This is a genomic window from Paenibacillus sp. JT22N1 (assembly GCF_059692155.1).
Genome location: NZ_JCAUAW010000021.1, coordinates 16,075 through 42,864 on the forward strand (window position 1 = coordinate 16,075; position 26,790 = coordinate 42,864).

Annotated in this window: 20 protein-coding genes; 18 read left to right on the forward strand and 2 right to left on the reverse strand. The window is 44.3% G+C overall.

Annotation, left to right across the window (positions count from 1 at the left end):
- Positions 1-12: 12 nt before the first annotated feature.
- The 3 genes from AC58UU_RS31215 (at position 13) to AC58UU_RS31225 (ending at position 2,793) form a co-directional block, all read left to right on the forward strand.
- Positions 13-777: a glycerophosphodiester phosphodiesterase gene (locus tag AC58UU_RS31215; protein WP_497321365.1), complete on the forward strand. Its 765-nt coding sequence runs from the start codon at positions 13-15 to the stop codon at positions 775-777.
- Positions 774-1,583, forward strand: coding sequence for a hypothetical protein (locus AC58UU_RS31220; RefSeq protein WP_497321366.1), 810 nt, complete (start codon positions 774-776; stop codon positions 1,581-1,583). The genes AC58UU_RS31215 and AC58UU_RS31220 overlap by 4 nt, the downstream gene beginning before the upstream one ends.
- 124 nt (positions 1,584-1,707) lie before the next feature.
- On the forward strand, positions 1,708-2,793 hold the full coding sequence (locus AC58UU_RS31225; RefSeq protein ID WP_497321470.1) for an NAD(P)H-dependent flavin oxidoreductase: 1,086 nt from the start codon (positions 1,708-1,710) through the stop codon (positions 2,791-2,793).
- 405 nt (positions 2,794-3,198) lie between these two features.
- Here AC58UU_RS31225 and AC58UU_RS31230 read toward each other — a convergent pair whose 3' ends face one another.
- Positions 3,199-5,580: an immune inhibitor A domain-containing protein gene (locus tag AC58UU_RS31230; RefSeq protein ID WP_497321368.1), complete on the reverse strand. Its 2,382-nt coding sequence runs from the start codon at positions 5,578-5,580 to the stop codon at positions 3,199-3,201.
- A gap of 579 nt (positions 5,581-6,159) precedes the next feature.
- Between AC58UU_RS31230 and AC58UU_RS31235 the strand changes: the two genes are divergently transcribed.
- The 12 genes from AC58UU_RS31235 to AC58UU_RS31290 all read left to right on the forward strand — a co-directional run bounded on the left by AC58UU_RS31235 (position 6,160) and on the right by AC58UU_RS31290 (position 22,958).
- A complete protein-coding gene (locus AC58UU_RS31235; protein WP_497321370.1) occupies positions 6,160-8,001 on the forward strand; it encodes a sigma-54-dependent Fis family transcriptional regulator in 1,842 nt (613 codons plus the stop codon).
- 124 nt (positions 8,002-8,125) lie between these two features.
- Positions 8,126-9,085 (forward strand): 2-keto-3-deoxygluconate permease, encoded by a 960-nt coding sequence (locus AC58UU_RS31240; protein ID WP_497321371.1) that lies wholly within the window; start codon positions 8,126-8,128, stop codon positions 9,083-9,085.
- Positions 9,086-9,114: 29 nt separating this feature from the next.
- A complete protein-coding gene (locus AC58UU_RS31245) occupies positions 9,115-10,425 on the forward strand; it encodes a four-carbon acid sugar kinase family protein (protein ID WP_497321372.1) in 1,311 nt (436 codons plus the stop codon).
- Positions 10,418-11,416, forward strand: a complete 999-nt coding sequence (gene pdxA, locus AC58UU_RS31250; RefSeq protein WP_497321373.1) for a 4-hydroxythreonine-4-phosphate dehydrogenase PdxA — start codon at positions 10,418-10,420, stop codon at positions 11,414-11,416. Before AC58UU_RS31245 ends, pdxA begins: the two co-directional genes overlap by 8 nt.
- 482 nt (positions 11,417-11,898) lie before the next feature.
- Positions 11,899-13,452 carry a spore germination protein gene (locus AC58UU_RS31255; protein WP_497321374.1) on the forward strand — a complete coding sequence of 518 codons (1,554 nt, stop codon included), beginning with the start codon at positions 11,899-11,901 and terminating at the stop codon, positions 13,450-13,452.
- A gap of 23 nt (positions 13,453-13,475) precedes the next feature.
- Entirely contained in the window at positions 13,476-14,564 is a 1,089-nt protein-coding gene (locus tag AC58UU_RS31260; RefSeq protein WP_497321376.1) for a Ger(x)C family spore germination protein, read from the forward strand.
- A gap of 1 nt (position 14,565) precedes the next feature.
- Positions 14,566-15,666, forward strand: a complete 1,101-nt coding sequence (locus tag AC58UU_RS31265) for a GerAB/ArcD/ProY family transporter (protein WP_497321378.1) — start codon at positions 14,566-14,568, stop codon at positions 15,664-15,666.
- Positions 15,667-15,912: 246 nt separating this feature from the next.
- A complete protein-coding gene (locus AC58UU_RS31270) occupies positions 15,913-17,502 on the forward strand; it encodes a type 2 periplasmic-binding domain-containing protein (protein ID WP_497321380.1) in 1,590 nt (529 codons plus the stop codon).
- An 85-nt stretch (positions 17,503-17,587) separates the two neighbouring features.
- A complete protein-coding gene (locus tag AC58UU_RS31275) occupies positions 17,588-18,547 on the forward strand; it encodes an ABC transporter permease (protein WP_497321382.1) in 960 nt (319 codons plus the stop codon).
- A 30-nt stretch (positions 18,548-18,577) separates the two neighbouring features.
- Positions 18,578-19,465: a carbohydrate ABC transporter permease gene (locus AC58UU_RS31280; protein ID WP_497321384.1), complete on the forward strand. Its 888-nt coding sequence runs from the start codon at positions 18,578-18,580 to the stop codon at positions 19,463-19,465.
- Positions 19,466-19,599: 134 nt separating this feature from the next.
- Entirely contained in the window at positions 19,600-21,327 is a 1,728-nt protein-coding gene (locus AC58UU_RS31285) for a cache domain-containing sensor histidine kinase (protein WP_497321385.1), read from the forward strand.
- 23 nt (positions 21,328-21,350) lie between these two features.
- Entirely contained in the window at positions 21,351-22,958 is a 1,608-nt protein-coding gene (locus tag AC58UU_RS31290; RefSeq protein ID WP_497321387.1) for a response regulator transcription factor, read from the forward strand.
- 565 nt (positions 22,959-23,523) lie between these two features.
- On the opposite strand, the gene AC58UU_RS31295 is transcribed toward AC58UU_RS31290, so the two are convergent.
- Positions 23,524-23,688: a hypothetical protein gene (locus tag AC58UU_RS31295; RefSeq protein WP_497321389.1), complete on the reverse strand. Its 165-nt coding sequence runs from the start codon at positions 23,686-23,688 to the stop codon at positions 23,524-23,526.
- Positions 23,689-23,914: 226 nt separating this feature from the next.
- Here AC58UU_RS31295 and AC58UU_RS31300 point away from each other — a divergent pair, with 226 nt between their 5' ends.
- From AC58UU_RS31300 to AC58UU_RS31310, 3 genes are read left to right on the forward strand one after another with little or no spacing between them, the layout of a single operon-like run.
- A complete protein-coding gene (locus tag AC58UU_RS31300) occupies positions 23,915-24,523 on the forward strand; it encodes a sugar-binding domain-containing protein (RefSeq protein ID WP_497321390.1) in 609 nt (202 codons plus the stop codon).
- Positions 24,451-26,214 (forward strand): glycoside hydrolase family 2 protein, encoded by a 1,764-nt coding sequence (locus AC58UU_RS31305; RefSeq protein ID WP_497321392.1) that lies wholly within the window; start codon positions 24,451-24,453, stop codon positions 26,212-26,214. Before AC58UU_RS31300 ends, AC58UU_RS31305 begins: the two co-directional genes overlap by 73 nt.
- A complete protein-coding gene (locus AC58UU_RS31310; RefSeq protein ID WP_497321394.1) occupies positions 26,211-26,768 on the forward strand; it encodes a discoidin domain-containing protein in 558 nt (185 codons plus the stop codon). The genes AC58UU_RS31305 and AC58UU_RS31310 overlap by 4 nt, the downstream gene beginning before the upstream one ends.
- Positions 26,769-26,790 lie beyond the last annotated feature (22 nt).

Consider the following 26,790-nt stretch of genomic DNA (forward strand, 5'->3'; position numbering starts at 1 on the left):
GTGTTTTGTAGCATGGGTTATCGATTTCCGCTCATAACTGCTCACTGCGGCAGCATGAACACGATTGATCATACGCTCGATTCCGTGCAAACGGGGCTTAGGCTCGGAGCTGACGTGGTCGAGGAAGACGTTAGAGTTACGAAGGACGGCATCCCAGTTTTGGCTCATGATGATGAATGGGTTACCGTTGATGGCTTGAAATTGTCCATTTCGCAAATGACCTTTGAAGATTTAAGAGAGCTTCAGTTCGAGGTCACTCATGGGGAACAACGTGAAACGATTCAAATTTGCAGACTGGAAGACATGCTGCCGCTTATCCAAGCTTCGGGTAAAGTTGTGAATTTGGATTTGAAAGTGGACGAGAGTATCGAACCTGTCTCTGCTTTGGTGAAGCAATATGATATGTTGGAGCAAGCTTTTCTATCTGGCTGTGAGTTGGATCGTGCGATGCTAGCAGAGAGATTGGCCGCAGAAATGCGCAAACTGCTGAATACCGACCACGACCTTTTTAAAACACTTCCATATCGAGATGCTATGGTAAAAACCTGCGAGGATGCACTTGCAGCCTCCTGTTTCGGCATCAACATCCATTACAGTGTCGTGAGCCAAGAGCTAATGGACTATACCGCATCCCTAGGGCTGCCGGTTTATGTATGGACTGTGAATGAAGAAGATTTAATGATGCAGGTTGCCGATCTTGGCGTAGCCTCCATAACCACTCGAAATGTTACAGCTTTGGTGCAATTGAAGCAAAAGATGCGTGGTGAGCGTTCATGATTGAAATCTACGCCCATGAATTCAAGCTTGCTAGTGAGACACTTGCGGCCAAAATGCTGAGTGGTGAAGTTAAAGCGGGAAGCGCCTATTATCAAGCTGTCCTTCCTTTATTGGAGCTGCTCCAGCAAGTTTGCCCAGAGCAATCCGAATACTCCGCCTGGCGGGCGGAATATTTCCATCTCGATGGAAATTTACGACGCGCGGGCGAGCAGTATAAGCGTACGCTGGAGTTGGCTCCGCCGCAGCCGCTGGAAGAGCGCGATATTCGTTTTATTCGCAAATTTTGCCCGATGTTACTTACAACGCCGCTCGAGTGTTTTCCTCTAAAGGATGTGGTGGCTGTTCATCATCCAACACTTCCACTTATTGGCTACCATTTGTTTTGGGAAGACGATTACGATTTCCCTGACGATTATGAGCCATGTGACCATGAAGAGATTTGGGTTGCGTACGATCCACACACGGAAGTCGTTACGAATGTGCTGACCTTTTTTCATAGTAGTGTCATCGAATCACAGGCCGCCGTACAGGAGGCGCATGAAAATGACGGGCGCCCAATCGTGCGCATTGAGTGGGGGAAGCACGGTTCCCTTCTCAAAGGTTGGGAGAACTTAGTGATCCCGATTAAGGAAGTCACTGCCATGGAGTGGCTGCAGGAGACTTTTGCGCAGGTAAAGGCTGGCGGGCGTGTTCCCGATCATCCCTTGAAGCGGCATTGGCCGAAAGGGTTCGAAGGTGACTTTGAAGCCTTTACTAACTTTCGGTTCCGGTCGATCCGCTGCAATTTCTCGATCAAAAGCCTCTGATTTTCAAATCACTATGGGTAAATGCTATTATATATACAGAGGGGCTGCTGTACAATTTCCATCCGAAGATGGAATGGCCGCAACGCTTTCAGCGCATTTAAATCAGATCTCTCTGGGGGATACGATGAGAATTCAACTTGAAACAGACCTTTGTAAAATTTTTAATATTCGTTATCCGATCTTCCTCGCGGGAATGGCGGGAGGCCCTGGAACTGTTGAGTTGGTGGCAGCTGTCTCTAACGCAGGCGGACTTGGGACGCTAGGGGCTGCCTATATGACGCCTAGTGCAATCCGCAAAGCAATTCAGGAGATTCGTCAGCTAACGGATGCACCATTTGGGGTAAATTTATTTTCAATTCAAATGACTGACAAGAATGAAAGAACGAAGGAAGTTCAGCGACAGCTTAATCAGGTAAGAGACCAACTTGGAATAACGCAAGCAACAGAGGAGCTCGTGGTAACTCCGGATCATTTTGAAGAACAGTTTGCGGTCGTGTTGGAAGAAAAAGTGCCTGTCATTAGTACGGCATTTGGTGTTCTTCCGGAACCCCTAGTGCGACAAGCTAAATCGGCTGGCATGCGAATTGTCACCATGGTGACAACGGTTAATGAAGCTATCTTGGCTGAGCAGTCCGGTTGTGATGCCATAGTTGCACAAGGAAGCGAAGCGGGGGGACACCGGGGAACATTCGACATTTCGAATCATCCTATGGGTGCAAACATCGGAACGTTTGCGTTGGTACCGCAAATAGTTGATTGTGTTCAGATTCCTGTCGTTGCCGCTGGAGGCATAATGGATGGTCGTGGGCTTGTCGCCGCCCTCGTACTCGGAGCGCAAGGTGTACAGATGGGAACACGTTTTTTGACTGCGATTGAATCAGGTGCTCATGTCTCCTACCAGGAGGCACTATTAAAAAGTACCGAAGAGAGTACAGTCATTACCAAGGTGTTCTCTGGTCGACCAGCAAGAGGGGTTCTAAACCAATTCATGAGACAATGGGATGCGAGCGGTGTAGAGCCACTTCCTTTTCCTACGCAAAATACCGCTACACGGGATATTAGGAATGCTGCCGCTAGTCAAAGCAATGCTGACTACATGTCCTTATGGGCAGGACAAGGTACAAGAATGCTTACGTCTGGACAAAATGCGGGGCATATTGTGGCTGAAACGATCCAACAGGCCATGTCTATATTGTCGATGGAAAGTTAAGGGGATACGAAATAAAGCGGGCTCTCCCGAAAGTTAAGGGGCACAGAAAAACAAAAAAAATGAGGCGGCAAGGTCAATCTTACCGCCTCATTTTTTTTGTTTTTCTGTCCATTGCAAGGGTAAGTAACCCGATCTCTATTTGGCGGAACGTCGATTCGCTATTTTGGGAAATCTGCGCTTGAAAACGAATGAGAGGAACGAGGGGACGCTATTTGATCAAAAAAGCATGATCCAAAGGCAAATACCGCGAAATAACGCCTCTACGTTCCGCATCCTCCTAATTTCGGTGTTTTTCGCCCGAATAACGCCTCTACGTTCCGCATCCTCATGATTTTGAAGGGGCTCGACGAAATAGCAGATCGACGCTCCCCTCAGCAAATTCTGGTTACCGTAACATTAGTAAGATTACTTATGAATCCAAACTAATCCAGCAGAATTATCTTTAGCTTCACCGACAACTCGGAATTTCAATCCATAACTTGGAACAAGGCGTCCGGCGTCTGGAATTAATGAGTTCATATAGCTTTTGGAATCTGAGAATTCCTCTACACCTTGCAAGGATTTATAATTGTATTCGCCTCTAGTTGGGTTGTTGATGTACCATGAAGGCGTCTTGTCCAAGGAAAAGGCCGCATCCGCAACTTGATAACGTGTCGTTTGCGCGACGGAATCCTGTCCATCTTTTTTGAATATTAAAGCGTCAGAATGAGAATCGACAACGCCAAGGAATCCTTGACCTGGATGGATACCCACCCAGTTGTCTAGATAACTGTCATCTGCATACCAAACGACAAGTCCGGTATTATATTTGACACCACGGCTGTAAGCAAGAGCTTTATCGGCTCCAGCGTAGTTTCTCCATTCCAGATAGTAATAGTGCTTCTTAAGTTCCATACCATTCGATACAACAAAGCCGTCTAAGTTAAATTTAGCAGCGCTTTCGGCATCGTCTGAGAATACGACTTGACCATTTACGGTTAATTTCGCATTATCCATTGCAAAACCATTCAATGCGAGTCCACCATCCGTGACGTAGTCAAAGTGAAGGGTAACTTTTTTGCCGACGAATTGGCTTAAATCGTAGGACTTATCTACCCAAGCTCCGTTTGTAGTTTCCGCACGTGCGTCGCCGTTCGTATCATTGTCACCAATGACATCAAGGGTAACTTGTTCATTATAAGTTGATGCTGTAACCGTTAAGTAGTCATACTCAAACTCGACATCATATAAGGTTTTAAAATCAAAAGTAGCGGTTTGTGCTTGGGTTAAATCAAACTCAGGAGTCGAAAGTGTGGTATGAAGGTTATCGCCTTTTGTACTGTAATAATAGCGTGCACCGAATGCAGGTTGAATACCTGGAACGGCTTTATCCGGCAAATTGACTTTAACAATACCAGGGTTTTTCGACTTCGTTACACTTTGATCAATGATGGCAGCTGTACCCAAATTCGTAATGTCTGCGGCATCAATCTCACTCACATTTGCCCAGTTTCCGCCCATTGTTTTTTGGAAAAAGTCTTTATTTTGTGGTGAAAAAGAGCTAGGTGTTGTGCCGGCAATTTTACCATTCCAACTACCGCCGCTCATGATGGACCAAGAAGCAACAGGCTCACCTTGTCCGGTATACTGGGTATCATACTCATCTGGCAGTCCTAAGTCATGACCGAATTCATGAGCAAAAACACCTACTGCACCATCTTCAGGTTGAATGGTATAGTCATATGCAGCCATACGGCCGCCCCAATAGTCGACCCCCGCTGGTGCTGTTGTGCCAGCAATAGGATAAACACCATTTAATGTCCAACGGTGAGACCAAATGGCATTATCGCCTAATTGTCCGCCGCCAGCTTCTTGGCCCGTTCCTGCATGAATAATCATCAAGTGGTCAACTAAACCATCGGGTTCGTTTTGGTTGCCATCCCCATCCAAATCGTATAAGTCAAACTTGTCATAATCAGCTAGATTAAGGCCGGTTGCTACTGCAGCATTTAGAGCATCTTTCACTAGATCACGAGGCCCCTTAGGGTTTAAGTTATCGTGACCGCCAGCAGGGTTATCATCTCCGTATTGGGCAGCTTGACCAGGAACGGTTAACCAATCGGATACGTAACCATTTACGGTATAACTGCCACCGGACTGTTCTTCATAGTACTGTTTAAAGGTTTGGATCTTAGAACCATCAAATAAGGTGAAATCAGTATTCCCAAACATGAGCTTCTGATAATGATCACGATTGAAATCGTTTGCATACATGTACCCAGGCTCTTGTGTTACATTGTTATGTTTAAAGTCAGAGAATTCAGTCAAAAGAACGAGTACTTTATCTTCACGAACAGGACCGTTGTATGAATCTTGTATTGCCGAGGGTACGGGTATGCCATTTGGATTTCCTTTTTTAAAGTTCTCTTGGCCTTTGTTCAGTTGGGAAAACAGCTTGGTTTTCTGCTTAGCTATAAAATCCTTTGACTTTTTATCTATTTCATCCTGATTTGTGTCTTCTTTTGATTTAACAATTTTATTGTTTTTAGCTGATACGTATGATTTGACGGCTTTGGCAATCTGTTCAGGCGTAGCACTTTTGCTTAACAGCCCTCTGTCCATTAACCCTTTTGCCAAACGCTCATCGTCTAAAATATTAAAATCTACCGGCGGTGCTTCAATTGCCTCTTGATAGTCGGATCCTGCTGCGAATGCAGATGATGTTGTGAAAAGCCCTGCTGTTAAACTCGTTGCTAGTAATAGTCTAGTGATTTTCAAGGTGCTTTTTTTCAAAATGAAACCTCCCATAATAGAGTATGAAACCAACCTATTAATTTAACCATTGGTATATTAAAATTTATAATAGTTTGACTATTCTAGTAAGTGCTTTTAGTCCTGCGTATTTGGACCCATATATTTCCTATTTCGACTATTTTATTGATTTTCCGCGGGAATATTTGCTAGACTTTCCTCCTAAATCTGAGAAACTATCTTCATATCATTTCTCTCATTTATGGATGAAAGTTTGAAAGGGGAAGAAACGTAAAACATAGCTTAGTGATAGCTATAAAAGCACGCATGTTATCCCAGCAATCCGGGTGATTCTTGCGTTTGCGGATACCATAGATACATTTTCGTTTCGTTCGGGACTAATTAGCGGTAAATATAATAACCGTATACAAAACTTAAAACAAAAAAAGGGAAGGCCCGACTGCATACATGAGCAGCGGGCTTTCCCTTTTTTTTTTTTTTTTTACCGGAATTGATGCAAAAAATAGATATCCACCTAGAAATTGGCCATAATACGTGGGGGGATTGTATACTATCTACGTGATGTTGTAATATGCAACATGACTATTCACTATTTTCTTGGAAAGGAAACACTTTATGCAAATTAGAGTACTGGCAATAGCCCCATATCAGGGTTTAAAGGGTTTACTTGAGAGTATGGCTAACGAAGATACGCGTATTCACATAGATGTCGAGGTAGCCGATCTGCACAACGCGATTCCGATCGTTCAATCGGCCAAAGATCGTTACGACGTGATTTTAAGCCGCGGCGGAACCTCGACGCTAATTCGAAGTCATGTAACGACACCTGTAGTCGATATTCCAGTGTCTGGTTACGATATTTTGCGAGTGCTTACATTGGTTAAAAATGCGAACAGTAAGGTTGCGATCATCGGTTTTCCGAATATTTGCCGCGGCGTGGCGGAAGTATCCAGCCTTCTCGACTTTGATATACCGATTTATTCGATCGAGCAGGCGGCTGATGTTCCTCAAGCACTTCAAACGGCTTTTGAGCAAGGGGTCCAAATTGTTCTGGGCGACGTAGTCACGGTCAAAACAGCAGAAGAAATGGGCTATAACGGCATTCTAATTACAAGCGGCCGCGAGTCTGTACTCGAAGCGCTCAGCGAGCTCAAACGGATTTATGATGTGGTCCTGAAAGCTCAAGAAAGAGAGAATTTATTCGAACATATATTGGAACACCACCGCAGCGGCGTCATGGCGATCGATAAAGGCGGCAGCATTATTTATGCAAATGAAGCGGCAGCATCCCTATTGGGGTACAACACCTCGGTCATAAGAGGCATGAATCTGTCAGGGATTGATCCGGTATGGGCTCGTTATTTGGAGGAGGCTTCCAAAAGTCCTGCGGACGGCGCCAATAAACAAACGAAATGGTTCCAGAAGCGGCAGGTCAGCATTGAGATCATTGTACCCTCTATGCAAAGCCATGCAGGCTACAAATATCTTGTTTATTTGTATTCTGCGGAGGGTAAAATGAACAGCCCTGTCACCTTTAATTTTCAAATAACCGAACGCATGGCCAGCTTTGCCCAGATTATGGGCTCAAGCAGTGTCATTCATCAAGCCATCAAACGTGCCAAAACGATGTCACTTACACATCATCCAATCTGGATAACCGGCGAAGAGGGGAGCGGTAAGCAGCTTTTTTGCCAAGCCATCCATACGGCCAGCCCGAATTCCACCGATGAACTATATATCATTCCTTGCGAACAACTCTCCGAAGCTGAACTCGATGCTGTACTATTCGGCACGAATATTTACCCGGGCTTGCTGTTTAAGGAATCGGTTGGAACGATATGTCTGGACCAAATTCAACATGTGAGCTCTACGCTGCAGCAGAAGCTCCTATCGACACTTACGACGGGGATACACGCCCGTCTCATCGTGGCATGTCCGCATCCGATCAAACTTATGCTCAAGAAAGATGAGATGGATCAACCGTTTGTCCGTTCCTTCATGGACATGTATTTGCAGTTGCCCCCGCTTCGCGAACGTTTGGAGGATATTGGCGAGATCGCCCGTGTCTTAATTGCCAACTACAATTCTCGGCATGGCAAGCAAATTGTAGGCATTCGGCAGGAGGTATTGGAAGACGATCTGATGAACAAATTGTGGCCAGGCAATATCCAGCAGCTGAGATTAGTCATCGAAAGCATGCTTGCTTGTACCAACGGGCATTATATTGGACTAAAGGAAGCGAAGGACGGATGGCTTAAAGTAAAGGAATCTCTGCAATCGGAGATATCTGGTCATACAGCTTCCCTAAATTTGTCCGGGACCTGGGATGAAATCGAGCAGCGCATTTTACTGGAAATATTGCAAAAAGAAGGAATGAATCAATCAAAAGCAGCGAAACGATTAGGGATTAATCGATCTACATTATGGCGAAAGCTGAAAGATGTGTTGCAATATTAAACGATCTACCCCGTTGTTATAGGTGTTAACCTGTCTTATAATCATCTCATGAGCAATTCGATATAATTATGTTGCAAATTGCAACTAAGCAGAAGCTCAATTATACTTCTTAGGAGGAAGCATCATGAGAATAAAAGCAACAATCGATAGGATTCCTGGGGGCATGATGATTGTTCCATTAATTTTAGGGGCTATCTTAACTACATTATTCCCAACGATGGGGAAAACATTTGGCTCATTCACTGGGGCGCTTATGACAGGTTCACTGCCTATCCTAGCTGTGTTTTATGTTTGTATGGGATCGACCATCAATTTTAAAGCAACCCCATACATTTTGAAAAAGGGTGGAACCCTGCTAGGCACTAAGATTTTGACAGCGATAATCGTTGGATTCATAGCTGCCAAGTTCTTGGGCAATGGCATGATTACCGAAGGCTTTTTCGCAGGTATCTCCGTATTGGCCATCGTAGCTGCGATGAATGACACGAACGGCGGATTGTACATGGCCTTGATGGGCCAATTCGGCAAGAAGGAAGATGTTGGCGCTTACTCCGTTATGAGTTTAGAATCCGGCCCTTTCTTTACAATGATTTCACTAGGTGTTGCAGGCTTGGCCGCTTTCCCTTGGCAGACATTTGTCGGAGCGATTTTGCCGCTGATCGTTGGTATGATCCTTGGAAATTTAGATAAGGACATGCGTGAGTTCCTTTCCAAGGCCGTTCCTGTCCTGGTTCCATTCTTCGCTTTCGCTTTAGGTGCAGGGCTTAATCTTCAGACGGTATGGAAAGCTGGTTTCCTTGGCGTATTGCTTGGTGTAGCCGTTGTTACCATCACGGGAATCACTCTGGCGCTGACGGACCGCTTAATCGGCGGAAACGGAATTGCCGGTTTATCGGCAGCCTCTACAGCCGGTAATGCTGCAGGTGTACCTGCCGCGGTTGCTGCAGCGAATGCCGTGTATGCTCCGCTTGTTCCTTCAGCGACAGCACTGGTTGCATCTTGCGTTATTGTAACAGCAATCCTTGTACCAATTGTAACAGCTTGGTATGCCAAAAGAATTGGAGTTAAGAGTCAAATCAACTAGAGAGAGATTTGCATTGGAGGAATAACACTATGAAACATATTGCCATCATTGCAGATGATTTGACTGGAGCTTCTGATTCAGGTGTTCAATTTGCAAGAAAAGGTCTGCAAACGCAAGTCATCTTCGATATCCAACAAGTATCCAAACAAAAACAGGCAATGGAGGCTGTCGTGGTAGATACCGACAGCCGTTCCGCCCTTCGAGAAGTTGCCTACTCAAACGTAAAAGAAGCTGCGCTTCAAGTCCAACAGGCAGGCTTCAAGCAGGTTTACAAGAAGATGGATTCGACACTTCGCGGAAATTTAGGGATTGAAATTGACGCTGTCATGGACACCATCCCTTTTGATTTCGCGGTTGTAGCTCCAGCATTTCCGAGGATCGGACGTACGACCTCACAAGGGATTCATTACTTGAATGGGGTACCGGTCAGTCAAACTGAAATCGCAAATGACCCGAAATGCCCTGTGAAAGAGTCAGATTTAGTTAAACTGTTTTCTGCACAATCAAAGCGTAAGGTCGGACTTATTTCTTTAGATATTTTACATGCAGGCAAAGATCAATTATACGAAAACATACAATCAATGCTGGAAGCGAAGACTGAACTTATCCTATTCGATGCTGTAACTGAAGAGGATATGCAGCATATTGCTGAGTGGTTGGCCGAGAGCAACTATAACATGCTTTGGGCAGGTTCCGCTGGACTGGCAGATTACCTTCCGAAGGCACTGTCGCTTCCAGTTCAGTCAAACGATCCTGGGCAGCTGCCTTCTTCCAAGAGTCCTGTGCTTTTAGTCGCAGGGAGTATTTCAAAGGTAACTCGTCAACAAGTGGCTGCGTACAACTTAGAATCGCAGGTCATAGCGATTGAATTAAATACGGTTGAAGCCATATCTTCTGAAGAGGGGTTAAGGCAAGAAATCTTGCGCTGCAGGGCAGAACTTCAGGATGCATTGGCCAGTGGTTTCGATGCTTCTCTGTATGCAAGCTCTTCGCCGGAACAAGTGATGCTGACGAAAGAGACCGGCTCTCGAAGAGGCTTTGACGCTACCGCCGTGTCCAATCAAATTGCGGATATTCTAGGGGAGATCTCTTCTGGAGTGATTCGAAGCGCACAATTGCAAGGGGTTATTTTGACAGGCGGAGATACAGCTAAGGCCGTTTGCAGGCATTTAGGCGTCTCTAGTATCCAACTGATCAAAGAAATTGAACCCGGGATCCCGCTTGGCCTCCTTACAAACGAAACGTCCGTTTGGGTTGTAACGAAAGCCGGAGCTTTCGGGAATGAAAATAGCTTATCGAACGCTAAAAAAGTGTTAAAGGGAGAATACGCTAATGAATAGACCAATCATAGGCATAACAATGGGTGATGGCGCGGGTGTAGGTCCGGAAATCATCATGAAATCGTTGAAAGATGCACAGATCTACGAGACATGTCGACCATTCGTTATTGGAGACGCCAAAATTCTGGAGAGAGCCGATCAATTCGTTCAAACGGGTTTGCGCGTTCGTCAGATTGCCTCCGTTACGGAAGCCCAATTCGAGCACGGCATTGTTGACTGCTTTGATTTGAACCTATTGTCGGCCGATCTTCCCATCGGTCAAGTGTCCAAAGAAGCCGGTCATGCAGCCTTCATGTATTTGAAACAAGCGATTGAGCTTGCTAACGCGGGAGCGATTGATGCGATTTGCACTGCACCGTTAAATAAAGAAGCTTTGCATAAAGGCGGACACATTTATCCAGGGCACACTGAAATTTTGGCAGATTTGACAGGCACACAGGATTTCTCTATGATGCTTTCCGCTCCGAAGCTGAAAGTCATTCATGTCACGACACATGTCGGAATTCTGGATGCAGTCCGTATGATTAACCCGGATCGCGTTTATAAAGTAATCCGTATGGCACACGAAACGCTGCAAAAAGCCGGATACACAGCACCTAAAATTGCGGTTTGCGGTATTAATCCACATGCGGGAGAGAACGGTCTCTTCGGCTATGGGGAAGAAGATGAAAAAGTCGTCCCTGGTGTCAAGAAAGCACAGGATGAAGGCATTCAAGTCGTCGGACCTCTACCAGCGGATACGCTATTCTTCCGAGCTACGCGCGGAGACTTTGACATCGTAGTTGCCATGTATCATGATCAAGGGCACGGCCCGATCAAAGTATTGGGGCTGGAAGCCGGTGTTAATATTACCGTCGGACTTCCGATCATTAGAACCAGTGTAGACCACGGTACGGCTTTTGACATCGCCGGCAAAGGCATTGCCGATGAGCAAAGCCTGAAGGAAGCTTTGAAGCAAGCGATTGAATTAGCTCCTAAGCGTGAACAATAATCCCCAAAACCTCCTTTCCGGTGACCGGATAGGAGGTTTTTTTGTGCTAATGGCTTCATTTTTAAGCAATATTGCAAGCCAATTCCCTGGCATGTTTACTTCCAACTGACAACCATGAGGTCGCTCCCCCTGTGATGATGTAAAAAGTACAACAATTGGGACCCCAATAGGTCAATTAGCATCAAATAGGGGTCGAAATGTTGTACGAAATACAACTCCAACCTGCAATAGAGCCTTTTGGTGTGTGAATTGTTGGTAAAAAGTGCAACATCAATAGCTACCTAAGCCCAGCTTCCTTCACAAGAACGACTCCACCTGTCCATAAGCGTAAGCTAAAAATCCTGATTCTCGCGCACCCAGCGGGCATGGGGTTTATTTTTTTAAAAAGGACAAGAAAAGCATAAAAATCAACTTCCTTGCAAAACATAAAGTGAATGAAGGTAAATTATGTTAGTTGTTTCTTATTGAGGTGATTCTAATTCATGAACAGAACACTGAAGTTATTGTGGAAAGATCTCAAAAAGATGAGGAAAGAGAAACCTGCACAAGAGAATAAAGTAAGAACGGAATTTAACAGTTTTGAACAATTAATGAAAGTAGCAGCTCTATCCAGTGATTTTATAAAGAGTTTTATCGAGCTCCCTCTTCAAAAGTTAAGTATTTCCTATTACAAGACGTTGATCGATGATCATTTACTGCAGCATAATTTGATTCATACCTTGCAGCTTCGTGCTTGTGAGGTTGAAATCACTGCCATTGAAGAGATTTCGGCTTGGATTCCAATCGACCAAATTATTATCACTGAGGATATCAAAGTCATTCAAAGCAGCCTGTTAAAAGGGTATGCGATTGTTCAAATACACGAGAATGATCTCAAGTGTGCTTTAATCAGGTTCTCATCCAGTGAAGGTTCAAGAGATCATAACACAACCGAAAATGAATTTAGTGTTGTAGGTCCTAAAGTAGGATTTGTAGAAAAGATGGATATTAATATTCATCTATTACGAACACAAATCAATATTCCCAATTTAATTGTTAAGGAATTAACCTTAGGTACTGTTTCAAATACCAAAGTTGCGATTGTTTATATGGATGGCGTAACGAATGAAGAGAATCTGAGGATGGTCGAACAGCGTTTACAAGATTTTGATTTCGATGTTATTTTTGATTCTTCGCAATTGGAACAAATCATCTCGGATAATTCGTGGACACCATTTCCACTTTTTGTATCAACGGAACGGTTGGATCGTGTCGTGTATGGTCTCATTTACGGCCAAGTTGCCATCGTTAGTGATGGCTCGCCTTATTTTATTACGGGACCCTCGACGCTTTTTGATTTCTTTGTATCTCCGGAAGATTACTATCTGCCATGGGTGTTGGGATCATTTTTTCGGCTCTTCCGCATTTCGGGCGTCATTTTCTCCGTATTTGCTTCATCGATTTATGTCGCTCTAACGACGTACCATTATGAAATGATTCCAATTGGTTTATTAGGTCCACTGATTTTTTCTAGGCAAAATGTTCCCTTTCCTCCGGTACTTGAAGTGCTCTTTCTGGAGGCTACGATTGAATTTCTTCGAGAAGCAGGAGCAAGGTTGCCAACAAAGATTGGTCAAACGTTAGGTATAGTCGGAGGGATCGTTATCGGACAAGCGGCAGTTGAAGCGGCATTAACAAGTAATATTTTGCTTATTATTGTGGCTTTATCCGCATTAGCCTCGTTCACGACCCCCATCTATAAGATGTCAAATACGATACGTTTTTTACGTTTCCCTATTATTTTATCAGCTGCCTGTTGGGGCAATTTGGGGATTGTCATCGGGATTTGCCTATTACTAATCCATGTTACACGGCTAAAGTCGCTAGGTATCCCTTACACTGTGCCTGTCTATCCACTAAGAATGAAAGATCTCAAAGACAGCTTTATTCGACCCTCCTATGAGATAACGAAGTCAAGACCAGGTTATCTGAAACCAAAATCATCTTTACGCTATAAACCTAAATCGAATAAGAAAAAAGATTTTGATGAAGAATGAGTTGACAATGTGTGGGGTAAAAGATGCATCTCCTAAAAGTCTGTCTAAGCCTTATATGTATGACCTTGATATCCGCTTGTGCGAATCAGAAGCTAGTAGATGAAATAAAAATTGTCCAATCGATCGGTTATGATTTATCGGATGGTGGCGTTAAGAGCGTTGTTCTATATCCTATTTTTGAAAAGAAAAATGAAGCTCAATTGGAGATTTTGGAGACGAGATCGAATTCCTATTACGATATCATCCCTAGGCTAAATACGAAAACAAATGATCCTATTGAATATGGTCAATTGAGGATGGTCTTATTTGGGAAAACCTACTCACAAGAAGGAATTGATTCTGTCATACATAGTTTATGTCGAGATGCCAAAATTGGAACTCGCGTACATCTTGGGGTTGCAGAAAAGGATGCTTCCGAATTACTAACTGCCTCGAAAAAATACAAGGATCCTTTCTATATATCAGGGATGATTAGACAGAATATAACCCACGGAAATTTACCCATGATGAATCTACATGGTTTTTTGTTTGCACATTATGGTGAAGGTCGGGATCCCTTTTTACCTTATCTCATTCTCGAACATGGAAATATAAAAATAGATGGTATAGCTTTGTTCTCATTCGACAGATTAGTAGCCACGGTTAGTATGAAACAAGCATTTATTTTGAAAATGTTAATGGATAATTCGAAAAATGGCAGCTATATGTATCCGTTGAATGGCTCCAAATCCGGTAGGGATGAATTTATTTTAATACACAGTATCGGCTCTAAAATTAAGTTTTCCGTTGATCAAATTTCGCCAAACCCTATGATTTCAATCAAAGTGAATTTAAAGCTGCAAGTCAAAGATGTACCTAATAAAATTGATTTGTTACAAGAGAAGCAACTAAGAGGGCTTGAACAAACTATCGCTAGTTATTTTGAAAAAGAAATTCAAAGCTTTATTTCTTTTTGTCAAAAAAATAAGGTAGATCCTTTAGGATTCGGTGATTTGGTAAGAAGTAAATCATTACGATGGGAAGAAAAGGACTTTTATGCAGCTACGTATGATCAAATAAAGACGAATGTAAAAGTGCACGTTCATATTATTCAGACGGGAGTTGGCGAGTAGATTGGAAAAGGAATCCCATACCATATCCCCCTATCTCGTTTTTTTCCTTATTCATAGCAGTATGATTGGGGTCGGCATCATGAATTTCCAAAGAGAGCTTATTAATCACGGGGGCTATAGTTCGTGGATTTCTGTTCTTTTGGCCGGGATCTCCATTCATATCCTTGTATGGATCTTTTATCGTTTGCTGTCCACAGATCCGCTAAATTCAGATCTAATATCACTGAATAGAGCCTGTTTTGGTAGAATTGTTGGACAGCTAATCAATGGTTGTGTGGTGTTTTATTTTTTCTTGGTAGCATTTAGTGTTTTTAGAGTTTTTATTGAAATTATCCAAGTGTGGCTTTTTCCCTCAATGAGCATGTATCCGGTTAGCTTCGTTTTCATTGTCGTCATTTACTATACGATCTCTGGTGGATTTCGTACGGTTACCGGGATGAGTTTTTGGGGTATCGTACTTCCATACCTCGTAGTTGTTCCCCTTTTATTTTTCGTATTAAGGTACATACATCCTCGAAACTTGCTCCCCCTCCATGTAAGTTCAGTCGAAGACATGTTACTTTCCATCAAAACCATGATGTTTCAATTTACTGGTTTTGAAGCCATATTAATTATTTATCCGTTGGTTCAAACACCAAAACAGTCTTACAAATGGGCGCAGCTAGCTGTTTTCTGTAGCACTTTCATTTACTTAGTAATCACTCTCATTGCTTTTATGTATTTCAGTCAAGGGCAGATGAAACATATCATTTGGCCAACGTTAACGATGCTCAAGATTATCGAAATACCACTCATACAACGATTAGAGTACATCGTGATTTCAATCTGGTTTCTTAAAATACTAGCGACTGTCTCCATTTTTCTTTGGGTCGCCTGCAGAGGGTTGAAAACCGCGGTCCAAATGAAACACCGAACAAGCTTACTTATTTTTCTAGCTGGATTTATGGTAATGCTCTTGCTGTTCTTTAAAGATCGATCTAGCATTAGTCAGTTGTCAACAGTTAGCTCCAAAATAGGCTTTTATTTTATTTATGCGTACATTCCCATTTTATTTATTATTGTTCTTTTAAGGAGTAAATTTATGTCGAAAAAAATTGAATGATGGCAATAAATGACAAAGCGTATTACAATTTTATCAGGAACGTTTATCAGAATGCGGTCCATAGGGCTGCATTTTTTTTGTGTAAATTAATGAGTCATTTCTGTATTATGACCACTATTTCTTGAAATAGTCTGCTAGTTTCGTTAGTTGGGCGGACCTATAATGAAGTCAAGTAAACGTCTTCATTTAGCTTTTACAGGGGGTAAATGTTTACGGACCGTATATAAACAGGAGGGTGTTAATCAAATGAAAAAACTGGTAGTGCTAGGACTTGCTACAATGTTTGCGCTTACAGCATGCTCGGACAACAAAGCAACAACAACAGAAACTACAAAGTCAACAGGAAACGCTAAACCGGCCAAGCTATCGCTTAACTGGTCCGTTATGAGTGGACTTATGGGGAATGTGACACTGCCTTCCGCAGACAAAGATTTCGTTAAAAAAGCGATTGAACAGAAATTTAACGTTGATTTGAAAATCGATTATATGGTGACAGGCAAAGAATATCATGACAAGTTGAATGCTACCTTGGCGGGCGGAAGTGCTCCTGATCTGTTCATCGCCGGTGGTGCCGAGTCCCAGAAGTATATTAACGACGGTATAACCGCGAACCTGAGCACATTCATTACGAAAGAAACGATGCCTAATTATTTCAAGTGGGTAACGAAAGAAGAAGTAGATGCTTACCAACTCAAACAGGGTGAGTTCACTCGCGGTATGGTGCCTTTCTCACGTAACACCTATGCTTCCTGGTATATTCGCCAAGATTGGCTCGATAAGCTGGGGTTGAAGTCTCCCGAAACTTACGCGGATCTGACCAACGTATTAACCCAGTTCACGAAAGCAGATCCGGATGGCAATGGCAAGCAGGATACTTATGGCTTTACTGCAGCAGGCAGCGGGCAAAATCTTCCATTTGACTTCCCGCAATGGTTGAACAACGGTTTTGTAGCTGATTTCATGATCGTAGACAATAGCTATGTAGACAATCGTACGGATCTTAAAGTTCAAGGTGTTATCGATCAAGTGGTGGAATGGAACAAAGCTGGAATCGTAGATCCCGACTGGTTCCTGAACAAACCGCCAGCTCATTTTGATAAAGCTTCTCAAGGCAGAGTCGGGATGTTCTTCACGGCAGGCGACAAAACAGTAGCTCTGGACAGTGTTGCTACAAGTGTACAAAACCGTACGAAAGCTCTTGATCCAAAAGCCAATTGGCAGCCAATCTATCCGCTCGACAAGCCGATCATGTGGAAATATAACGTTCCTACAGATACGTTCTTGATAAGCAAAGCTACAGCCGATAAGAGTCCGGACAAAGTGAAGCGTTCCTTGGAAATCGTCAACTGGCTTGAAAGTGAAGAAGGTTTCTTACTGACTCACTTTGGTCAAGAAGGTAAGCACTACACGAAATCTGGCAACAAGATAACCTTAAATGTTGCAGCTTTCGAAGCTGATATCGCCAAAGCAGGCAACTGGCTGAATGTATATGCTGCATTTACACCGGAAGAACCTAATGTACTTGGATTGGAACTGATTGATTCCCGTGTTTCCGAGCATGACCGTGCGATTCTGAAAACGGTCGAAGGCTTCCCGAAACATAACGCATTGCCTCCTGTAAGCTTAGTTCCGCCTGCAGGCATCAACATCGGGGATTTCCGTAAAGAAATGAGCAAATTCCATGCCAAAGCAGTTCTTGAAGACAAGAGCGGTAAAAATTGGCCGCAATACCGTGAAGAACTGATGACAAAGTTCAAAGGAAGAGAAATCTTCACAGAGTATACCAAACAATTGAACTCCGTTCTGAAAGATAAGAAACTTAACGAATTTAAATAAACGTGTCAAGGCATCGAGGGGAACCCTGGGTTGTTCATGGGTTCCTTCTGCCTTCCAACAGAGATACGGCTAGGAGGATATGGCGATGGCGGAAACCACAACTGCAATGAAAGAGAAACCTACAGCAACACGCCCGGTGAGCCAAGGTAAGCTACGAAGCATTTACTACAGCAGATGGTTCTACCTCATGATGATACCTGGACTGGTCTATTATATTCTGTTTCATTTTGCTCCAATGGCGGGAACCTTGATAGCTTTTCAGAACTACAACTTGATGAAGGGCATCTGGGGAAGTCCTTGGGTCGGCTTTGATAATTTTCGAGTTATTTTCGATAATCCTGAATTTTTGCAAATCATGAGAAACACGCTGTTAATCAGTATTTACAAAATTGTAGGTAACATGGTGCCTGATGTTATCCTTGCACTCATGTTGAATGAAGTAAGGGTACTTTGGTTCAAACGAGCGGTACAAACCATAACTTATGGACCTTATTTTCTATCCTGGGTCATCGTATATGGATTAGCATTTTCTTTTCTTGCTCCGGGCTCCGGATTGATCAGTACTTATGTACGCGATATGGGATGGGGACAAATTGATTTATTGACGAACAATGATTTCTTTAGACCGATGCTGGTACTTACAGAAATTTGGAAAAATACCGGATTCGGAGCCATCATTTATTTGGCGGCTTTGGCATCCATCAACCAGGAACTTTATGAAGCTGCCGTCGTGGATGGTGCAGGACGTTGGCGTCAGCTCTGGCATATTTCGTTGCCTGGTATCCGTGATGTATTCGTGCTTCTGCTGATTATTAGAATCGGCGGCATACTGGATGCAGGCTTCGATCAGGTTTTCATCTTCTTGAATGCCCGGGTGTATGATGTCGGGGATATTGTGGATACATGGGTTTATCGATATGGCTTCGAGCGTCTGGAGTTTGGCGTTGCAGCAGCTATGGGTGTTTTCAAATCCTTGGTAGGGCTCGTTTTAGTTATAGGGGCAAACAAACTGGCCAAGAAAGTCGGGGGTTCCGGCATATGGTAGATTGCATTTTGGAAAAGGAGGGGTATTACGATGTCATTCGTACTCCAAAAGTCAAAAGGGGATAAGATAGCTGATGTGGCGATAAATACCGTTCTAACCCTGTTTGCCCTCATCACTTTGTTTCCGCTTTACTATGTCGCTATCGTTTCGCTGACTCCTTATATAGAAGTCATGAAGAATGGTGGATTCGTTATTTGGCCCGAGCATTTTACCTTTCAAGCTTACAAAGAAATATTCGGGAGCGCCCGTATTCCTCAGGCGTTGAAAATTACCGTATTCATCACGGTAGTAGGCACGACTTTGAATCTGGTGGTCACCACGCTTCTGGCGTATCCGCTATCCAAGAGGTCTGTTCCAGGCCGTAATTTTATTCTGATGGCGCTCGTATTCACGATGATTTTTAGCGGTGGTATTATTCCACTTTACATTATGGTTCGCAGTCTCGGATTGTACGATTCGGTTTGGGCGCTCGTTATTCCCGGAATGGTATCCACCTTTAACTTATTGATTGTCAAAACGTACTTTGAAAACCTCCCGGCAGAAGTAGAGGAGGCAGCTAAGGTGGACGGTTGCGGAGATATACAGACACTATTTCGCATTGTCCTTCCATTGTCGGCGCCCATTATGGCTACGATTGGTTTGTTTTACGGAGTTACGCATTGGAACGAATATTTCAAAGGTATTTTTTATATTTCCGACAAAACACTTATGCCCATGCAGGTCGTGCTAAGAAGCATGATTCAAGCGCCGAATGTCAGCTCTGAGCTGTCGATTAATTCATTGGCTCTTGACGCGCTGCCTCCGGAAACGATCAAGATGGCCGTAGTTGTTGTAGCGACATTACCGCTCCTGATCATCTATCCGTTCCTGCAAAAATATTTTGTCAAAGGTGCATTGCTAGGTTCCGTCAAGGGGTAATAGTGAGCGCAAATGATTGAATATGAAAATTATGGTACAAAGAAGTATTGACCATGCTATAATACTTGAAAGTCACAAGCCCTCGATCATCGGGGGCTTTGCTGTATCCTCATAGGATAGGGGAGTGATCTTGCATGATTCGTCGAATAAGAGGGAAAAGCTTCACTTCCAGCGTCAGCACCAAGCTGTTTATCCTTACTTTTTTGTCAGTAATCGTACTTTTTCTGGTGATCGGCATTTTCGGATACCAGCGGCTTTTTGAGCCGATCAGGCAAAACAACGAAGAAGTGCTGCAGGGCTCCGTCGTGCAGGTTGAAAATTATATTAAAACATTAATGAATTCCATACAAAGTCAACTGATCTTTCTCTCCAATCCGGTTCTATACAATAAAATGGAAGAAGCCGACTATATGGAACTGATCGATAATATCATGACGTACCATCAAGAACAGATTCATAGTATTTATCTGATCGAATATGACAAAGTGAAGATTAGCTCTCCCTACGGATATCGATTTTATATCACTCCCGAGCGAATCGAGGAAATCAAAACTCAGACAAGCAAAACGGGCTTCTGGTGGAGTCCCCCACATTCAATCAACGAGCGTTCCGTTATAACGGTTTCTAAACAAATCGATGGAAACCGCGTCGTTGCGCTGGATTTGAATTTGAATGCGCTAACCGGTCCTCAGATCATTCAAGGTGAGCAGCGACGAATCTATCTATTTACGGGCCAAGGCGATTATTTGTCAACGAACACGTATCTCGCATATCCGAAGACGTTTCAGGATCATTTGCAAATGAAGGATGCTTTGCAAGCCTTAACCCTGAAAAGCGGGACGGCTTACAACACCGTTCACACCTCCTTTGGAAACTATACGGTGCTTAGCAGTAATCAAAATCGCTGGGATTGGTTTGTTTTCTCCGTCATCGAGGAATCGCAGGCGTTTCCTTTACTGGACTCGCTCAAGAAACAGCTGGTGCTGGTGCTTCTAATCGCCATTATTCTGGCAGTGATCGTTTCCGTGTGGATTACGAACTACATCCGCAAGCCCGTGACAGCCATAACTCGACAATTCAAGGCAGCTGCACGCGGCGAATTGGAAGCTCGGATCAAACTGAAGCGCAACGATGAGTTCACGCATATTGCCGACGGCTTCAACAGCATGATGGGCAATATCAAGTCCTTGTTTGATGACTTGCGGGTAGCGGAGGAGAAGAAGCGGCATCATGAGCTGAAGGTGCTGCAATCGCAGATTCACCCCCATTTTCTTAATAATACACTTAATGCTATATACTGCTTGGGGGAAACCGGACAAACAGATGAAATGTGTGAGATGATTCGGTCGCTGATGGGGCTGCTGCAATATTCAACGGACAAGGTCGGAGATATTGTGACGGTTGAGGATGAACTTCGGCAATTGGAAAACTATGTTCAGATTATGAACCTCAGGTACGGGGATGTATTCGAGATGGACATTGCCGTCCCGGAGATCTACTTTAACACGGCAATCCCGAAGCTAACGTTGATTACATTGGTGGAGAACAGTATTTTCTATGGGCTCACTAAAAAAGAGGTTAATCATATCATTGTCTCCGGGAAAAATACGGAGGCGGGTAGTGTACTGCTTGAGGTTTCGGATACAGGACCAGGGATTACTCCGGAGAAGCTTGCCTTGCTGACGGAAGAGACCGGGACGCCTAATCCTTATAAAGGTTTGAACAATCTGGGGCTGCGCAATGTCCAAGAACGGCTTAGCATGACATTCGGTTATCCGTATGGTCTGCATTTTCATAATGAGCCGGACGAGGGGCTAACAGTGACGATTCGTCTCCCGATAGGGGAACTTCGAGAGAAATAAATGTAGCGGAAGGGGAAAGTGCCATGCTGAAGCTGCTGATGGTGGATGACGAACAATGGGTACGTGAACGCTTTTCCGAACGGATTCCTTGGTCGGATGCGGGGTTTACGTTTATGGGAGCCGCGTCGGGAGCCGAAGAAGCGATCCGAATGATAGAACGGGATATGCCGCATTTGCTGCTGACGGATATTACGATGCCGAATATGAGCGGATTAGAACTAGCTGCCTATGTGCGCAAGAGGTGGCCGCGAATCCGTATTGTGATCCTGACGGCTTATGGTGAGTTCGAATACGCGCGCCAAGCAATCGAGTTGGGTGTGGATAACTATTTGATCAAGCTGGCGCAGACTCCGGAGCAAATTCTCGACGCTTGCCGCAAGGTGGCTGAAGCGATTGAGCAGGAGATGGATGTGGATCAGAAGCTGGAGATGCGCCGTAAATTGGAATGGGAAAAGGAATGGACTAGGAAGCGCCAGTGGATGGAGCGATTGGTGGACGATGATGGAAGTATCCAAGCCCGGACGATTCCTGAAGAGTGGTTCGAAGGAGTGGCTCAAGCCAGTTATTTGGCGGGATTGACCATAGGCTGGAGCGTCCCTGCGGGATCCGAGCAAGCTGAGCTAACGGAGGAGGAGCTTGTTCAGCTCCAGAAACAAGTAGGCGAAGTATTGGAGGAGAGACTGGACCCGCGCATGCTCGGTGAAGGCAACCGAATGGTCATGCTGCCGATACGGCAAAGTCGGTTGTGCCTGCTGATTGGATCCAAACAGCTTCTGGAAAGCTTCAAGATGAACCAGCTAGCGTTGACAGCACTGGAGGCTTTAAGAGATTTCGCCCCGGTTAAGAGCTTTATTCATGTCGGTCCGGTACGGGAATTAGGCAAGCAACCTTTGACGATAAAGCAGATTGCCGACGGGTTACGCGAAGGACTTGATGGGCTAGCTGCTTACTTCTATAAGTCGGATTCGGCTGTTGTAGGCAAACATGCGTCGACATTCCGGCGATTCGATGAGGAGCAGATCCGTGAGTGGATTGCTGCTGTAGTGAAAGCGATGCTGCGGGAGGATGCCGCAGCGTTCCAGGAAAGCGTGTCAGTCATCACCAAGCTTTATAACCCGCCGATTCATCCAGCGGATCTTCTGCGCATGACGCGACAAATGTTTCAACCCGGGTTCGTGAAGCTTCCAGCCTCGGTTATCGAGCGATTAAGTGGGATCGATCGATTAGAGACGTGGACGGATTACTGCGGATGGTGGGAGAAAATGATTCAAGCCGTAAACGAATGGATGAACAATCGCATTCATCCGTCAGCGTCGATGCGCAAGGAAGTTCAACTGATGATTCGCTATATCCGAGAGCATTACAAGGAGGATGTGCAGGTGGCTGAGCTTGCTAAGCTAGTTCAAATGCACCCATCTTACGCAGGTCAGATGTTCAAGCAGGAGGTCGGCGAGAACTTCTCGGATTATTTGAACCGAGTACGTATGGAAAAGGCGAGCGAATTGTTGGAACGGACAACGATGAAAATTTATGAGGTATCCGGGGCTGTAGGCATCTCCGACTACCGTTATTTCTGCAAATTATTCAAGAGTTACACTGGATTTACGCCTACGCAATATAAAAATAAATAAGTTTAAATGTTACGAGCCGTCATGTTTTACATGGCGGTTTACGGCAATCAATGATGAAATTCCTGCTTCCAATTTCCTTTGGAGCAGGAATTTTTCTTCATAAAAATTTATATGTTTTGGGTTTGGGGTAAGCAAAGCTTACCCCTTTTTTATTTGTGAGCTCCAGATTAAGCTCGTTTTCCGAGCTTAATCTTCATGGACGAGCGGGACAATCTACCGAGAAGTCGATTTCCGGCTTCTCAGACTCTGTCGGCGAGCTTCGACTCGCGGAACTCTCGCTGTAAGCGCGTTTTCCGCGCTTATTCCGCATAGATGCGCAAAACCATTTATTGAGAAGTCGATTTCCGCCTTCTCCGGCTCTACCAACGCGCTTCTGATCGCGGAACTCTCGCTGTAAGCGCGTTTTCGCGCCTATTTACTCGGTGGTGTCGGAATAAGCGCGTTTTCCGCGCTTATTCCGCATAGACGCGCAAAACCATCTACTGAGAAGTTGATTTCCGCCTTCTCAGGCTCTGTCGGCGAGCTTCGACTCGCGGAACTCTCGCTGTAAGCGCGATTTTCGCGCCTATTTACTCGGTGGCGTCGGAATAAGCGCGGTTTCGGCGCTTATTCCGCATAGATGCGCAAGACCATCTACTGAGAAGTCGAATTCCGCCTTCTCCGGCTCTACTAACGAGCTTCTGCTCGCGGAGCTCTCGCTGAAAGCGCGTTTTCCGCGCTTATTCCGCATAGATGCGCAAAACCATTTATTGAGAAGTCGATTTCCGCCTTCTCAGACTCTGTCGGCGAGCTTCGACTCGCGGAGCTTTCACTGAAAGCGCGGTTTTCGCGCTTAATTGTCATGGATTCGTATGTATCCTCACCACATATAAGGTCTTTTTAAGGACTTGTCTTTAATGTGATTGCTAAATTAGAATAACTTATAGAGATGTAAGTTGAGAGGAGTATGGCATGGCATGAATACAATAGATGAATTGGGGATCTTCCAGGAACTTGAAACAAAGGTTCATCGCAATAAATTAAGTTTTAATCAGGAATGGCGTTTTTTTCGGGGGGATATACAAGGTTCAGAAGCGACTAATTTTGATGACTCAGCTTGGGAGATTGTGCACCTTCCTCACACAGTGAGGGTAGAACCAGCTCACTGCAGTGGAGGCCTGAACTATCTGGGCATCTCTTGGTATCGGAGACATTTTTATGTGGATAAGGCTTACAACGGTCAAAAAATATTTGTAGAATTTGAAGGTGCGAAGCATACAGCTGATGTATGGATTAACGGGAAACATCTCTCGACACATTACGGCGGTTACCTGCCCTTTACTTTAGATATTACGGATCACGTTACGGCGGATGGAGAAACGGATCATGTTATTGTGGTGAAGCTAGACAACTCCGATATGCCGGATGTTCCACCAGGTAACCTCAAGGTGAATTGGATTTTTGCTATTATGGTGGACTTTATCGGAATGTATGGCTGCATACGACGGATAAATTGCATATCACAGATGCCGTTTATGCGAATCAACAAGCTGGCGGCGGCCTTTTCATCACTTACTCGGATGTAAGTTCACTTAAAGCTCAAGTAAATATTCAAACGCACATTAGTAATGAATATGATATCCCTAAGGCTTGCTCAGTGACCCATTATATTGTAAATGACAATAATGAAGTTGTTAATAAGGTATCATCCAGTTTACACAACATAGATCAACAGAAGGATCATACTTTTACTCAAAGTGTTACGGTATCAGAACCCAAGCTTTGGCACCCAGATCATCCCTACCTATATACTGTATACACGGTTGTTTATGATAGCGATGTAGTTGTAGATGCCTATGAAACCAAAATAGGTATTCGGCACATCCGATTTGATGGTGAAGGCTTTCGTATAAACGGGACATTAATGAAATTAATTGGTGCCAACCGACATCAGGAATATGTATATGTGGGAGATGCCCTATCTGATTCCCTGCATAGAAGGGATGCAATCAAGCTTAGAGAAGGCGGATTTACGATCATTCGTACTGGACATTATCCGCAATCTCCGGCTTTCATGGACGCTTGTGACGAATTAGGCCTGATGTGTATTGTGCCGACACCTGGATGGCAGTGGTTCAGGGATAACGATACGTTTAAAGAAAGATCCTATCAAGATATTCGAGAGATGATTCGTTATCATAGGAATCGCCCTAGTGTTGTACTGTGGGAGCCTATCTTGAACGAAACCGATTATAGTGAACAATATACACGAACAGCCCTAGAGGTCACACATGCCGAATATCCAGGTGATCAATGCTATGCGGCTTGTGACAATTATAGAATTGCTGCGACCCACTATGATGTCGTTTACGGAGCAGCACTTCGTGATCATCAGGGATCTTTCATCAGGGAGTGGGGAGACCATTATCTGGAGCAGGCGGGTCCAAGGCATACGCATCTCAGATGTTCAAGAGGGACAAGAGATTTCTACCCAGGCGGCGAGTCTGGCATGCTGCAGTCTTCGAAAGAGCGCACCGATATTTTAAATAATATTCTAGCTACGAAAGGACTTAGCGGCGGAGCGCTGTGGACCGGAATTGATACGAACAGGGGATATTATGATAATATAGCCGCCTGTGGAGCACTGGATTTATATCGTTTACCCAAATATAGCTATTATTTATTTCAAAGCCAAAGCGAACCTAATTTACCAATATCGGGTATTCGTACAACGCCGATGGTATTCATTGCTAATGATTGGACAGCAGCTTCAACAACAGATATTACAATTTATTGCAACTGTGAACGAATCAGACTTTATCTGAATGGAAGGCTTCTCGGTGTTAAGAAACCAGATGCAAGCTATGGAAGTATGCCGCATGCACCTTTCATTTTCGAAGGGGTAGAATGGGAGCCGGGAACATTAATGGCTGAAGCTATTGTTGATGATGTTATCGTAGCAACGCATTCCGTCATGACGCCAGGGACACCGGATTATTTAACATTATCTGTAGATGATTGCGGTGTTGATCTGAAAGCGGATGGTTCTGATTTAATCATGGTTCATGTTTATGTGAGAGACGCCAATGGAACCGTAGTTCCGGATGCCTACAATAAGATAGAATTCCAATTGACTGGACCGGCAGAAATTGTCGGTGATGGAGACAGTAGAGTGGGGGCAAACCCCGTAGAAGCGGAAGCGGGAGCCATCGGGGTTCTCATTCGTGCGACGAAGGAACCAGGCCTAATCACACTGCTTGCGGAGTCAGATGGATGAAATCGGCGACTGTAGAAATCATATCGCAGCCTATTTCTAAGCCATTTGTACCAGGGAAATCACAAGTACCACCCGATCGAAAACCGGAATATGAGGTGGATCAGATTGCTTTCTTTTCGCCTCCATCATCTAGATATTGGGAACACTGGACGGATGTTGCGATCAATAAACCGGCGAAAGCCAGCTCAGAGCTTCCTGGATGCAGTGCTAGTCAAGCAACAAGCAATATCATTGCTGATCGGTGGAGCGAGAGGTGGAGTGCTGGAAATAATGAACTGCCGCAGTGGTGGAAGGTAGATCTTGAAGGTTTCTACGAGTTGGATGGCTGTAAGATCTACTGGGAAAGTGATAATACGGAGTATGAATATCAAGTTGAAGTTTCATCTGATGATATCCATTGGAAAGCAGTGGCTTCTCAAAGACAAACGGGACAAGAGATGGGCATGGATGAATTTCATGAAACAGGGATTAGGTACGTACGCATTGTTGTGAGCGATGTATCCAAAGGGCTACCCAGCTTTTATGTAGTGAAAGTATTCGGGAAAGAGATGTAACTCTGCCTAACTCATACGGCAA